The sequence below is a fragment of the uncultured Aureimonas sp. genome, from assembly GCF_913775355.1.
Lineage (GTDB): Bacteria > Pseudomonadota > Alphaproteobacteria > Rhizobiales > Rhizobiaceae > Aureimonas.
Map to the genome: position 1 here is coordinate 1 of NZ_CAJYIU010000184.1, position 13,305 is coordinate 13,305.

At 68.4% G+C, this 13,305-nt stretch carries 14 protein-coding genes; 10 read left to right on the forward strand and 4 right to left on the reverse strand.

Features of this window, described 5'->3' with window-relative positions; translation table 11 throughout:
* Positions 1-636 precede the first annotated feature (636 nt).
* The 4 genes from QZ753_RS11540 to QZ753_RS11555 all read left to right on the forward strand — a co-directional run bounded on the left by QZ753_RS11540 (position 637) and on the right by QZ753_RS11555 (position 3,910).
* The gene (locus QZ753_RS11540) at positions 637-1,560 is read left to right on the forward strand and encodes a LysR family transcriptional regulator (RefSeq protein WP_294643872.1); all 924 of its coding nucleotides are present in this window, start codon (positions 637-639) and stop codon (positions 1,558-1,560) included.
* Positions 1,561-1,601: 41 nt separating this feature from the next.
* Entirely contained in the window at positions 1,602-2,108 is a 507-nt protein-coding gene (locus QZ753_RS11545; protein ID WP_294643874.1) for a L,D-transpeptidase, read from the forward strand.
* A 75-nt stretch (positions 2,109-2,183) separates the two neighbouring features.
* Complete coding sequence (locus QZ753_RS11550) at positions 2,184-2,852, forward strand: DUF1007 family protein (protein ID WP_294643876.1); 669 nt, start codon at positions 2,184-2,186, stop codon at positions 2,850-2,852.
* On the forward strand, positions 2,837-3,910 hold the full coding sequence (locus QZ753_RS11555; protein WP_294643877.1) for a nickel/cobalt transporter: 1,074 nt from the start codon (positions 2,837-2,839) through the stop codon (positions 3,908-3,910). The genes QZ753_RS11550 and QZ753_RS11555 overlap by 16 nt, the downstream gene beginning before the upstream one ends.
* Here the strand turns inward: QZ753_RS11555 and QZ753_RS11560 are convergent.
* Positions 3,907-4,662, reverse strand: a complete 756-nt coding sequence (locus QZ753_RS11560; RefSeq protein ID WP_294643878.1) for a gamma-glutamyl-gamma-aminobutyrate hydrolase family protein — start codon at positions 4,660-4,662, stop codon at positions 3,907-3,909. The two genes, QZ753_RS11555 and QZ753_RS11560, sit on opposite strands and share 4 nt — an antisense overlap.
* A gap of 180 nt (positions 4,663-4,842) precedes the next feature.
* Between QZ753_RS11560 and QZ753_RS11565 the strand changes: the two genes are divergently transcribed.
* From QZ753_RS11565 to QZ753_RS11580, 4 genes are all read left to right on the forward strand, one after another.
* The gene (locus QZ753_RS11565; protein ID WP_294643880.1) at positions 4,843-5,559 is read left to right on the forward strand and encodes a chromosome partitioning protein ParA; all 717 of its coding nucleotides are present in this window, start codon (positions 4,843-4,845) and stop codon (positions 5,557-5,559) included.
* Between the two features lie 104 nt (positions 5,560-5,663).
* Positions 5,664-6,203 (forward strand): RecX family transcriptional regulator, encoded by a 540-nt coding sequence (locus tag QZ753_RS11570; RefSeq protein ID WP_294643882.1) that lies wholly within the window; start codon positions 5,664-5,666, stop codon positions 6,201-6,203.
* Between the two features lie 126 nt (positions 6,204-6,329).
* Positions 6,330-6,893, forward strand: a complete 564-nt coding sequence (locus tag QZ753_RS11575) for a type 1 glutamine amidotransferase domain-containing protein (protein WP_294643884.1) — start codon at positions 6,330-6,332, stop codon at positions 6,891-6,893.
* 139 nt (positions 6,894-7,032) lie between these two features.
* Positions 7,033-7,302 carry an aa3-type cytochrome c oxidase subunit IV gene (locus QZ753_RS11580; RefSeq protein ID WP_294643886.1) on the forward strand — a complete coding sequence of 90 codons (270 nt, stop codon included), beginning with the start codon at positions 7,033-7,035 and terminating at the stop codon, positions 7,300-7,302.
* Positions 7,303-7,371: 69 nt separating this feature from the next.
* On the opposite strand, the gene QZ753_RS11585 is transcribed toward QZ753_RS11580, so the two are convergent.
* From QZ753_RS11585 to QZ753_RS11595, 3 genes are all read right to left on the reverse strand, one after another.
* Positions 7,372-7,872 carry a DUF992 domain-containing protein gene (locus QZ753_RS11585; RefSeq protein ID WP_294643889.1) on the reverse strand — a complete coding sequence of 167 codons (501 nt, stop codon included), beginning with the start codon at positions 7,870-7,872 and terminating at the stop codon, positions 7,372-7,374.
* A gap of 109 nt (positions 7,873-7,981) precedes the next feature.
* Positions 7,982-8,830, reverse strand: a complete 849-nt coding sequence (locus tag QZ753_RS11590; protein WP_294643891.1) for a tetratricopeptide repeat protein — start codon at positions 8,828-8,830, stop codon at positions 7,982-7,984.
* A 168-nt stretch (positions 8,831-8,998) separates the two neighbouring features.
* Positions 8,999-10,978, reverse strand: coding sequence for an FUSC family protein (locus QZ753_RS11595; protein WP_294643893.1), 1,980 nt, complete (start codon positions 10,976-10,978; stop codon positions 8,999-9,001).
* A 154-nt stretch (positions 10,979-11,132) separates the two neighbouring features.
* Here QZ753_RS11595 and QZ753_RS11600 point away from each other — a divergent pair, with 154 nt between their 5' ends.
* Both QZ753_RS11600 and QZ753_RS11605 read left to right on the forward strand, forming a co-directional pair.
* Positions 11,133-12,041: a hypothetical protein gene (locus tag QZ753_RS11600; RefSeq protein ID WP_294643895.1), complete on the forward strand. Its 909-nt coding sequence runs from the start codon at positions 11,133-11,135 to the stop codon at positions 12,039-12,041.
* Positions 12,042-12,326: 285 nt separating this feature from the next.
* Positions 12,327-13,238, forward strand: a complete 912-nt coding sequence (locus QZ753_RS11605; RefSeq protein WP_294643897.1) for a class I fructose-bisphosphate aldolase — start codon at positions 12,327-12,329, stop codon at positions 13,236-13,238.
* Positions 13,239-13,305 lie beyond the last annotated feature (67 nt).

Consider the following 13,305-nt stretch of genomic DNA (forward strand, 5'->3'; position numbering starts at 1 on the left):
GCCTTGCGGAACGCGCGGAAATTGTCCTCGACGATGTCGAGGTCGACGACGAGGCAGGGGCCGGCGGGGCGGCGGGTGGCGATGAAGTCGAGAATGCGCTGCGTAGCCATCGGAAGCTCCGGTTAACCAAGAGGTTGACGAGGAGCGCACGCATTCGTTCCCACATGCAGCCGGTGGAGACCCCGCACGTGAAGCGAACGCGAAACGCGACATGTACGGACCCGACGACGGGGTGAGCCGCCAAAGGATCCGGTAAAGTCTGCCGTGGATTGGAGAGCTACGCTCGCCGCACTTCGGGCAAGGAAGGTGTGCCTCTGCAGTATTCCTGGCTATGGAGACCAGGAGAGACCAGAAAGGCCCTCACCGTCGTTGCTTCAAGGCGTCCACGATTTCGCCAGCAGCGAAACCGACCTGGAGACGAACTCCAGTGACCGACCCGGTGATCTTCGCATTCGAAGGTCCGGGGGACGCCCACAGGCACGTGCGACATTGGGCAAGGCGGGATATAGAAACGGCCGTTGTCATACGCAACAGAAAAAACGACCCTGACCGCGCATTTTGGAATCGGACTGGACTCGACGCCATGATGTCGTCAGACGGCAACACCGGTCAGCTTCGCACACGAGAGATATGCCGATGGACACCCTGACCCGAATGCGCGCCTTCCTGGCCGTCGTCGAGAACGAAGGCTTCTCGGCCGCCGCGCGCAAGACCGGTCGCTCCAAGGCGCTTTTGTCGAAATACGTGCGCGAGCTGGAGGACGAACTCGGCGTTCTCCTGATCAACCGCACGACGCGGCAGGTGGCGCTGACGGCGGCCGGCGAGGTCTACGTCTCGCGCGCCTCGGCGATCCTCGCCGATCTCGAAACCCTAAACGACGAGGCCCGCGAGGCGACAGGCGAGGCCAAGGGCACCCTGCGCGTCACCGCCGCGCGCACCTTCGGCGACGCCGAGCTGGGCCTCAGCCTCGTCGAGTTCTCGGCCGCCCATCCCGACATCTCGCTCGACCTTCACCTCAACGACAGCTTCGTCAATCTCTTGGAGGAGAACTTCGACGTCGCGATCCGCATGACGCGCCTGACCGATTCGGCGATGATCGCGCGCCGGCTCGGCTCGCTCGACTTCACCATCTGCGCGACGCCGGACTTCCTCGCCCAGCACGGCACGCCGACCCATCCGAGCCAGATCTCGCGCATGCCGGCCGTGATCGATTCCAACGCCAAGATCCTCTACAACTGGACCTTCCGCGATCCCGCGACGGGCGACCCGATCCCGATCAGCGTGTCGGGGCGCTTCTCGGCTAATTCTCCTTATACGGTCCGCGCGGCGACGCTCGCTGGGCTCGGCATCGCCATGCTGCCGGAGTTCGTGGCGCGGCCCGAGATCGAGGCCGGCCGCCTCGTCAGCGTTCTCGACGAGTACGTTCCGAAGGACGCCGGCATCTATGCGGTGTTCCCGCATCGCCGCCACCTTCCGGCGAGAACGCGCGTCTTCGTTGACTTCTTGGCAACCTGGTTCCGCAAGAATAATCCCGGCCGGGACATGAGCGCCGCCGCCTGAGGCGCCGGGCCCGGCATCCCATTGAAATGCCGAGGTTCCGCATGCGCCTGTTCACCAAGCTCCTCGCCGCCGTCCTCATCCTTGGGGCCGGCTCGGCCGCCCACGCCGGCGTGAAGGCGCGCGAGACCGTGTTCCTCGGCGATTACGAGCCCGGCACGATCGTGGTGATGACCGGCGCGCGGCAGCTCTTCCTGGTGACCGGCGAGGACACGGCGCTGCAGTACGACATCGCCGTCGGCAAGCCGAGCGAGCAGTGGTTCGGCACGAGCTGGGTCTCGAAGAAGCGCCTCGATCCGACCTGGGTGCCGACGCCCTCGATGCGCGAGAAGAAGCCGACCCTGCCGGCCTCGATGGGGCCGGGGCCGAGCAATCCGCTCGGCAAGCGGGCGATGAACCTTGGATGGGGGACCTATCGCATCCACGGCACCAACTCGCCGAACTCGATCGGATCGGCGGCCTCGGCCGGCTGCTTCCGGATGCGCAACGACGACGTGATGGATCTCTTCGAGCGCGTGCATGTCGGGGCGCAGGTCGTCGTCCTACGCTGAAGGCGCAGAGACCCTTTCCCCATTTTCGCCTTGAATTCATCGTCCCTCCGCCAAGGCATCGAAGCGGGGACGAACATGCGTCGACCAATCATCCTGGCCGGGACGGGCGTCGCCCTCCTGGCCGCGACCTGCGGCGCGGCCTCGGCCCATCCGCACGTCTTTGCCGACTCGCGCATGGAAATCGTCGGAACCAGCGACGGCATGCTCTCTTCGGTGCGCAACATCTGGCGGTTCGACGAGCTGTTCTCTTCCAGCGTCGTCGTCGACTTCGACAAGAACGGCAACGGGACGCTGGACGACGACGAGGTGCAGGCCGTCGCCGAGACGGTGCGCCAGTCGATCGCCGAATGGGACTTCTACACCTTCGTCAGCATCGGCAACCGCGACCTCAAGCTGAAGCCGCCGGAAAGCATTCGCGGCCTCTTCGAGAAGGGGCAGCTCCTCCTCTTCTTCGAGATGAAGCCGGAGGAGGCGGTGGACCTGAAGGCGCAGCCCGTCACCTTCTCGGTCTACGACGAGTCCTATTTCGTCGCCTTCGACTTTGCCAACGAGACCGCCTTCCAGCTCCTCGACCTGCCGAAGACGTGCACCAAGAGCTACACGCGCCCCGATCCCGACGAGGACGCGAGCGAATGGATGAACTCGGTCTCGATGCTGAAACCCGGCCAGTCGATCCCGGAAGACGGGGTCAACTTCTCCCAGCTTCTCGCGACACGCGTGGACGTCTCGTGCAAGGCCGGCTGACGCGCGCTTCGCTGGCGCTGGCCGTGGTCTTGGCCGCTGCGGCGACGGCCCACGCCCAGTCCTCGCTCGGCATCGGCAATGCCGAGGTCACGGCGGCCCCGAGCGGGCCCTTCGCAGGCGTCTTCATGAAGATCCTCGCCGTCCAGCGGCAGTTCTTCGTCGATCTGCGACAGGCGCTGGTGGCGCTGCGCGACGGGCAGGGCGGCTTCCTCTGGCTGGCTGGCCTGTCCTTCGCCTACGGCGTCTTCCATGCGGCAGGGCCTGGGCACGGCAAGGCGGTGCTCTCGTCCTACATGCTCGCCAACGAGGTTGCGCTGCGGCGCGGCATTGTCCTCTCCTTCGCAGCCGCCCTCGTGCAGGCACTCTCGGCCTGCATCGTGGTCGCGCTCGGCTGGTTCGCGCTGCGCGGCAGCGGCCTGTCGATGACCGATCTCGCCTTCGGGCTCGAGCTCGGCTCCTATGCGATGATCGCGCTCGTCGGCGCCTGGCTCTTCGCGCGCAAGGGCTGGCCGCTTCTGCGGCGGGCAGTGGGCGCAGTGCGGGTCTGCAGCCCGCAGCCCTCCGTCAGCCTCGCCTTCGCGGGCCGGGGGACCTTCACCGGCGCGAGCGGGTCCTCTCCCGGCCTCGCGCTCCGTGCCTCCGGCGGCTATGGCGCCGATATCTGTGACGACCCGGCCGGCGACGCCTGCGACTGCGGCCGGCCGCATATCCTCGACCCGAAGCTTCTCGAAGGTCCGGCGTTCTCCTGGCGCACGGCGCTCGCCACCGTGATCGCGATCGGCCTGCGCCCGTGCTCGGGCGCCATCGTGGTCCTGACCTTTGCCCTGATGAACGGGCTCTATGGCGCCGGTGGGCTCTCGGTCCTCGCGATGGCCCTCGGCACGGCGATCACCGTGTCGCTGATCGCCGCGCTCGCGGTGTCGGGCAAGGGGCTGGCGCTTCTTGCGGGCCGCACCGGCGGCTTGGGGCGGGGACTGCGGACGGTGCTGGAGCTCGGCGGCGCCGGCCTGCTCGTCGCCGTCGGCCTCGGGCTCCTTCTCGCCTCGTTGCCCGGCTAGCGCGCCTTGCGATACTGACGGGCCGCCTCGCCGAACGCCTGGAAGATCGCGCGCGAGGCGGGATCGCTCGCGGCCCAGTATTCCGGGTGCCACTGCAGCCCGAGCGCAAACCCGTCGGCACCCGTCACCGACACGGCCTCGACCGTCCCGTCCGGCGCGCGCGCCTCGACCGTCAGCCCGTCGGCCAGACGGTCGATCGCCTGTCGGTGGAGCGAGTTGACCTCGACGGTCTCGGCGCCGACGATCGCGGCCAGCCGCCCGCCGGGCTCCACCGCCACCGGATGGCGCAGGGCGAAGCGCCCGTCCTGTTCGGGGTGGGTCGGCGCGCGGTGATCCATCCGTCCTTCGAATTCCTGGATCTCCGTTGCGAGCGAACCGCCCAGCGCGACGTTCAGCTCCTGATGGCCGCGGCAGATCGCCAGAAGCGGGATCTCGCGAGCGATCGCCCGGCGGATCATGGTCTCGGTCAGGCGATCGCGCGCGGGATCGAAGGGCTCGTGCGCGGGCGTCGGCTCGACGCCGTAGCGGCTCGGATGGACGTTCGACGCCGACCCGGTGACGAGGACGCCGTCGACGCGGTCGAGCACGACATCCACCGCCGCCTCGTCGGCGAGCGCCGGCACGATCACGGGAACGCCGCCAGCCGTCGCCATGATCGCGGCGAGGTACGTCGAGGGCGCGGCATGCCACTCGTAGTTCTCGAAGCGCCTCGTATCGGCGGGAACGGCGATCAGGGTGGCGCTGTCTGGCACGGTGGAAGGTCCCTTGCGACGCGCGAGCGTTCGAATCGCGCCTCCATCCGATCGCGCGACCGCAAGGCCCGGTCAAGCACGGAGGCGTTTAACAATGGTTATCGCCTTACGCCCGCCAGTCCGGGTGCGTGGGTCGGGCCTCGTTCGGGGCCGGGCCCGTTGCTTCCAGAAGGAATTCCCATGACGCCCGTCCTGTCGATCGGCTCGCTCAAGACCTCCGGTTCCACCACCCTTGCCCTGACGCTCGCGGGCGTCGCCGCCGCCGCCGACATTCCCGTCGTGCTGGTGGATGCCGGCCGCGACAAGGACCTCGTGGACTGGGCCGCCAGGCCCGGCCGCCCGTCGCTCTGCACCGTCGAGGTGGCCGACGACGAGATCACGCTGGAGCGCATCGTGCGCGCCGCCCGCCGTCGCGGCGACCTCGCCCTGATCGACGCAGGCGACAATGCCGAGATGATCCGTGCCGGCGCCCGCCTGTCGGATCGCGCGCTGATCCCCGTCCGCTTCTCGCCGCTCTCGGCCTATGCGGCGCTCGCCACCGACCGACTGCTGGCCACCGAGGCCGACAAGGGCCGGCGCGGGCGCGACTGGGCGTTCGTCGCCAGCGCCGTCACCACCATTCCGAGCCGCGTCGCGCGCACCATAGAGGGCATGATCGAGCGCTCGCCGACGGCCCGCCTCGAGGTCGGCCTCGTCCAGCGCGCGGCCTACGAGGCGCCGTTCCTGCACGGCGGCACGCTCTTCACGCTCGGCGAGGACGTCGCGCCGGGCATCGAGCGTGCCCGCGCGGAGGCGGCGACCATCGCCTACGAAATCGGCATTCTCGGCCACGACGTCGACGCGACGACCGTCATCCGCGAGCGCGGCTCCTTCGAGGCTGCCGCTGCGGCGGCCTGATTCCCCGCGCATCCACCTTCGAGGCGGCCCCGGCGATCGTCGTCCGGGGCCGTTTTGCGTTCGGCCCGGTGACGGGGCGGGCGGCTGGAGCTACATCGTTTGGCATGAGCGAACCAGCGACGAAAGCAGCGAGGCCGACCCGGCCGGTGACGCGGGAATGGCTGTTCCGTGCGGCCAGCCACTATCTGGAGCGTTACGCCTCGACGGAGGCCAACCTTCGGCGTGTCCTGCAGCGCAAGGTGATGCGCCGGGCCGAGGCCCGCGGTGAAGAGCCGTCGGCGTTCGAGGCGCTGGTCGACGAGACCGTGGCGAAATTCGTGGAACTGAAGCTCCTCGACGACCGGAGCTATGCGGAGGCGAAACTCGCGTCCCTGCGGCGACGCGGCACGTCGCTTCGCCAGAGTGCGGCCAAGCTCGCGATCAAGGGCGTCGACCGCGAGACGGTCGCGAGCGTCATGGCAGGAGACGAGACCGATGAGGCGGATGCCGCCCGGCGGCTGGCCCAGCGCCGCCGCCTCGGTCCCCACCGCCTGCGCGAGCGCGCCGAGCGGCGCGACCGGGACGTCGCCGCCCTGATGCGCGCAGGTTTTTCCTATCCCCATGCGGCGGCGGCCATCGACGGCGAAGCCGATAGCCACGACTGAATCAGGAACCCCCTCCGTCGTCGCCCGTTGGTGGACCGAACACCAACAAGGGCGGACAGCACCTTTCGGAGCTTCGAGGCTCCCGCGAAGGCCTGTCCGCGTTTCGAAAAAAAAGGTTCATCCCTCATGCCCAGCATTCGCGACGCCAAGATCGCCATTCTCGCCACCGACGGTTTCGAGCAGTCGGAACTCATGCAGCCGCTGGAGAAGCTCCGCGCTGCCGGCGCCACCGTCCACGTCGTCTCGCTGAAGGAAGGCGAGATCAAGGGCTGGGACGAAACCGACTGGGGCCAGAGCGTTCCGGTCGACAAGGTCCTCGGCCAGGTCTCGGTCAACGACTACGACGCGCTGGTACTGCCGGGCGGCCAGATCAATCCGGACAAGCTGCGTGCCGAGGAGAGCGTCGTCTCGTTCGTGCGCGACTTCTACAACACGAAGAAGACCCTCGCCGCCATCTGCCATGCGCCGTGGCTGCTGGTCGAGGCCGGCATCGTCAAGGGCCGAGACGTCACCTCGTTCAAGTCGATCAAGACCGACGTCGTGAACGCGGGCGGCCGCTGGCACGACGAGGAAGTCGTGACCGATCAGGCGCTCATCACCTCGCGCAACCCGAACGATCTTCCGGCCTTTATCGCCAAGATCATCGAGGAGGTCGAGGAAGGCCGTCACGAGAAGCGTCAGGCCGCCTGAGCGGCCGATCGACGGAAAACACGGGACGGGGCGCCGATGCGCCCCGTTTTCGTATGCGTCGTTGCACGGCGGCGATTGTCAGCCCGCCGGCTTCCCGTATAACAGCCAGGAAAACGCCGTGGCGGAGAGGAAAGAGCGTATGGCCGAGGATCATGGCTACGAGTGGAAGGGCACCACGATGGACTACGCCGAGCACGACCGGACCTACATGGGGTTCCTCGGGCTGGTGAAGTACGGCTCGATCGCGATCGTCGCGATCCTGCTCGCCATGCTGGTCGGCCTCGTCATGAGCGCGGGCATTATCATGAGCGTGCTCGCGGGCGCGATCTTCTTCGTGCTCGCCAGCTACCTCCTCGGCGGCTCGACCGAGATCAAGCACGATCGGCCGGACCTGAAGACGCACCACTGACCAACGCCCGACCCGATACGGAAAAGGCCCGCACACCGTGCGGGCCTTTTCGTTTTGATCGAGAAGCGGTCAGGGCTTGTAGATGACGGCGACCGGCTGCGCCTCGTCCAGCGTCAGCCGTGCGACGCCGACCGTCGCGTTGACGCCCTCCTGAATCTGCAGGCTTGTCGGCTGCAGCGTGAAGCCACGGTCCGGTCCGCCGATCAGCGACTTGCCACCGACGCCGACCGCGAACGAGGCGTCGATGCTGGTGCCGTAGTAGCGGCCCGCCAGCGACTGCGGCTGCCCGCGCTCGAAGCTTGCTGCCAGCACCGACCACGTCATCAGCGTGCGACCGGTGACGCCGAGGTCGACGCCGTAGGTGTCGAGCGTCCCGACATAGGTTTCGGTGGCGCGCGTGCGGCCGAAGGGGATGTAGTTGCACAGCACCGTCTCGCTGGACGAGACGATCTGGTTGAGGGTTCCGTTGCTCTTGCAGACGAGGGTCCCGACCTTGACGCCCGCTTCGGCGGCGGAGGGGAGGGCGGCTGCGGAGGCCAGGGCGAGGGCGGCGAGGATGGTCTTCTTCATGGCATGTCACTCGGCTCGAAACACTGTTCGGGCCGTTAACCTTCTGCCAAGCCGTTGGTTTCGTTCAGTGGCCGCCCGCCGCCTTCACGAAACGTGACGCGCTGAAACCTCAGGCGCCTGCCGATCCGCGCGTGCGCGCGACGCCGTCCTTGGCCGGCTGGTAGTTCGGGTCCAGCGAAGCGGCGTGCGCGAAGGAGCGGTACGCCTTCGCCTTGTCGCCGCGTGCCTCGAGGACGAGGCCCTGCGTCGCCCAGAACTCGGCGCGCTTGCCGTCGAGCTGGATCGCGCGGTTGATGTCGTCCGCGGCGTCCTCGACGTTGTTGAGCGCGAGGTAGGACACGGCGCGGCCGGAATAGGGCTCGGGCGCGTTGGCGTCCATCGAGATCGCGGTGGCGAAATCCTCGATCGCCTGACGGTGCTGGCCGTCGAGCTGATAGAGGAGGCCGCGGTTGTGATAGGCGCGCGGGTCCGTCGTGTTCAGGTCGATGGCGCGCTGGAAGTCGCCGAGCGCCTCGCGGTTGCGGCCGGCCTGCCGGTAGATGTTGCCGCGGCCGATATAGGCGGAATCGTAGTTCGGATTTATCTTGAGCGCCTGGTTGTAGTCGGCGACGGCTTCCGCGTTCTGGTTCGTCTGCCGCAGCACCAGCGCCCGGTTGGCGTAGGCCTGGTAGAAATTCGGGTCGAGCTGGATCGCGGTGGTGAAGTCCTCGATCGCCCGCTTGTTGTCGCCCGAGCGCCCGTAGGCGATGCCGCGCACGTTGTAGGCTTCCGGGTTGCGCGGGTTGGCGTTCACGGCGGCCGTCAGCGACGACAGGTTCTCGGCCGACCCTTGAGCCTGATCGAGGCTAATGGCCTGCAGCGTCGGGCCGCTCTGGCAGCCGGCGAGCGCCAGCAGCACGGCTCCGCCGAGAAGCGGGAGGAGGCGGCTGCGGCGCTGGTCGAGGAGGAGCGAGGTCACGCGGCGAAGGTCCTTCACAAATGTCGGTTCGGCAGGGCGGATGCCCACGACGCAGCCGTCAAAAAGAGGGCGGAACGACGACGACGCCAGCCAAACAGGCGAGCGCGGCAGGATAAGTCGTCCGGTGATGCGGCAATGCCACGGCAGGGGGCGGTTTGTGAAGCGCTTTCAGGTGCTTCCCGCACTCCCGGCCAGTTTGACGCCAGCGTCGGCCGGCTCGCCCGGCAGCAGTTGCGCCAGCGTGTGGGCGATGGCGCGCGCGGCAAGGATCGGGTCGAGCTCGTCGCGCCGGGCGGCGTTGTCGCCTTGATCGGGGACGGAGCGTGGCAGCGAGGCGCTTCGCTCGAAGAAGGCCGGCACGGAGACTTCGGCGACGGCCGCCCGGCAGCGCGCGAGCTCGCGGCGAAGGCCCTCCGCATCTGAGACCGGCCCGATCGAGGCGGCGGCGAGGCGGTGGGCCCAGTGGGCGATCACCGCAAAGCGCAGGCGCCCGATGCGCACCGAACGCTGGCGCGCGCCGGACGGCCAGGTCCGACCGAGCGGCCGGCTGGCGACGAGGATGGCGGCGTGCCGGCGGTCGAGCGCGCGCGAGACGGCGTAGATCCGCCATTCCGAACCGTGGCCGCCGAGCCGCTCCTCGATCGCCTGCAGCAGCCGGTCGAGATCGGTGAGAAAGGCGGTGACGGCGCGCCCGGCCGCATCGCTCGTGCGCTGCGGGAAGATCAGGAACGAGACGAGGATTCCCGACGCCGTGCCGATCACGGTCTCCTCCAGCCGCAGGATCAGGAGTTCGGGCGAGAAGTTTCCGAGAAGGCCGTAGACCAGCGACAGCGTCACGGTGAGGAAGAAGGTCATCGTCCCGTAGGAGACATGCAGGAAGAAGAACGCGAGGAAGGTGAAGAGGACGCAGAGCGCAAGGCTCGGGCCGAACTGACCGTGCATCAGCGTCGCCAGCACCATGCCGGCCGCGATCCCGACCGCGGTTCCGGCCGCGCGGTTCAACCCCCGCAGCGCCGTGTCGCCACGCGACTGGACGTTGGTGAAGACGAGAAACGCCGTCAGCACCGCCCAGAACCAGCGGTCGACGGAGAGCCACATGCCGCCCGCCATCGCCAGCGCGCAGGCGAGCGTCACTTGGATCGCAAGGCGCGTCGGCTCGTCCTGCCAGACCGACGCGGCCGTCGCGGGGGGCGAGACCGCGGGCGATGCCGGAGCGGACGTGAGATCCGCATCGGTGAGGGCGGCGGCCGCCCTGCGGAGCCGGCGGCGAAGGCCCGCCAGCCGGCGCAGGCTCACCGAGAGATGCTGCCGGGCGTCGTCACTGTTGCCGGCCGGCTCCAGCGCTTCCGCCAGCACGCTCTCCAGCGCGAGATTGAGATCGAAGAGTTCGATCGCCAGCGGCGCGGCGCCGGGCAGGGCGGTGCCGCGCTGCGGCTCGTCCGGCAGGAGGGTCTCGACGACGCCTAGGGCGTCGCGCACGCCGCGATGGGCGGCGCGCACCCGCCGCTCCCGCCGTGCCGTCCAGCCGAGGCGGGCGGCCTCACCGACGAGCGCCGCGACGCGGCCGACGCGGTGGTCGACCCCGGCAAGCGCCCGACGGAGGTCGCCGAGCGGGCGGTCGGGTACGAGCACCTCGCGCACCAGATGCGCCGCGGCGCCAGTGACGAGGATCGCCAGGAAGATGCCCGGCAGGTCGGTCGGCGACGGGCGGAAGTAGGCGCCGCCGAAGCTCGCCATGAAGGCGAACATGCCGACGGCGGTCCAGCGCTGGCCCCAGCGACGCATGAAGACGGCCGAGAAGGCGGTGACGAGGAACAGGCCGTCGACGACGCGTGGGTGCGGCTGAAGCAGCGCGCTCGCCGCCAGCATGGCAAAGCCGGCCGCGCCCGCGAGAAGACGCGTGTGCAGGCGACCCGACGCCGTCGTCTCGCGGATCGCGACGACGCCCTGGATGGCGAAAAGAAGGCCGGCGGAGAAGGCAGCCGGCGAGAGACCCACGCCGAAGGCGTGGATCGAAATGAGGGCACCCAGAACCAGAAGCCCTGTCAGCGTCACGCGCGAGGCCAGCCGGAGCCGGACGAAACCGGGATCGGACGCCATCAGTCGACCGGCGAGATCGCCAAGCGCAAGCCCGGCGGCGCGGGGCATTGAGGATAATCGATCGTGCAAGACGGGAATCACGCCATCCTCACTGGAAAACCAATCCGCCGCTCCATTTTAGGTTCTGACCACCGGTCTTGAGCCGGAAGGGACATCACACCGCCGCAATCGAAGCGGTCGAGTCATAGGTGGAGTAATCAACATGGTCGATGTCGTCGATCGCAGTGCATATGCAGCGGCGCCCCTGAAGCGCATCTCGTGGGGCGCCATCGTCGCCGGCACGATCCTCGCGCTGGTGTTTCAGGTGATGCTGGCCCTTCTGGGGCTGGGGATCGGCCTGGCGACCATCGATCCGCAGAGCGGCGACACCCCCGCCCTCACCACCTTCGGCTCCGCCAGCGGCATCTGGGCCGTCCTGACGGTCCTGATCGCGACCTTTCTCGGCGCCTTCGCGGCGGCCCGCTTCGCCGGCAGCGCCTCCAAGCGCGATGCGGCGCTGCACGGCGTCACCACCTGGGCGACCGCAACGCTCGTCGCCGTCTACCTGCTGACCAGCGGCGCGTCGGCGCTCGTGACCAGCGCCTTCGGTGCGCTCGGCTCGACCGTCTCCTCGCTCGGCTCGGCCGTCTCGTCGGTCATCCCGAACTCGATCGACTCGCTCCCGCCGGAGCTCCAGCAGCAGGCTCGCCAGCTTCTGCAGCGCGGCGAGAACCAGGCCCAGCAGGCTGCCGGCCAGGCGCAGGACCAGGCGCAGCAGGCGGCCGATCAGGCTCGCCAGGCGACCGGCCAGCAGGATCTGACGGCCGCTGCCGGCGAGATCTTCAAGGGTCTCGGTCAGGACGCGACGCCGCAGCAGCGCAGCGCCGCCGTGCAGGTCATCTCGCAGCAGGCCGGCATCAGCCAGGCCGAGGCCGAGCAGCGCCTGAACCAGTTCCAGCAGCAGTACGACCAGGCCGTCGCCCAGGCTCGTCAGGCCGCCGGCGAAGCTGCCAAGGCCGCTTCGGGCGCCGCGTTCGGTGCCTTCGTCGGCCTGCTTCTCGGCCTGATCGCAGGTGCGGTCGGCGGCATCGTGGGCCGCGCCAAGCGCACGGTCGGCTACTACCGCGACTGAACCGAGACGCATTCGCGCCTGTCAGAGGGAGGGGCTTGCCCCTCCCTTTTTCGTTGATCTCACCGCGAAGACTTAAATCGTTTCGTACTCGCAAGAAATTCCGCGTCGCAAAACGTCCGGCCGTTAAGCAACTTCGAACGCTTTGGGGCCGATGAATTCATTTGAACCGATTTTAATATGCCGACGACTTGCCCCGCCACTTTACGGCAGCCCGTTCGATCCGCAGAAGAGCACCGACACCGGCATCGTCGGTGGTTCGCGATCCGATAGAGGGCAGGAAAGCCGATGCTGAGAACCGATACAGTCCGCAAGATTCTGTCGTGGTACGAAGGCGAGACGCCGGGGCTGAAGACCAACCTGTCGCGCCTCCTGATGCACGGTCGCCTCGCGGGCACCGGGCGGCTGGTGATCCTGCCGGTCGACCAGGGTTTCGAGCACGGCCCGGCGCGCAGCTTCGCTCCGAACCCAGTCGCCTACGACCCGCACTACCTCTACAATCTTGCGATCGAGTCGGGCGTGTCCGGCTACGCTGCGCCGCTTGGTCTCCTCGAGCAGGGCGCCGACACGTTCGCCGGCGAGGTGCCGCTGATCCTCAAGCTCAACAGCGGCAACTCGCTCGTCAACAAGCAGGATCAGGCGCTGACCGGGACGGTCGAGGACGCGCTGCGGCTCGGCTGCGTCGGCGTCGGCTTCACGATCTATCCGGGCGCCGACGACAGCTACGACATGATGGAAGAACTGCGCGAGATCACGCTGCAGGCGAAGTCGCGCGGGCTGATGACGGTCGTCTGGTCCTATCCGCGCGGCGGCAAGGTCACGAAGGAGGGCGAGACCGGCCTCGACATCATCGCCTACGCCGCCCACATGGCCGCGCTCCTCGGCGCCACGATCATCAAGGTCAAGCTGCCGACGGATCACGTCGATCTCGCCGACGCCAAGAGCACCTACGAAAAGAACGACATCGCCCGCTCGACCGGGGCGGACCGCGTGCGCCATATCATGCAGGCGTCCTTCGCCGGCAAGCGCATCGTGGTCTTCTCGGGCGGCGCGGCCAAGAACACGAGCGAGCTTCTCGACGAGGTGCGGGCCATCCGCGAGGGCGGCGGCAACGGGTCGATCATCGGCCGCAACTCGTTCCAGCGGTCGATGGAAGACGCGCTGAAGCTGCTCGGCGAGGTCATGGACCTCTACGCCTGAATCGGCCTGTCTGGACCGCCCCGGTCGCCGGGGCGCGTCCGGAAGGGGCGGCACGATGTCGTCAAAG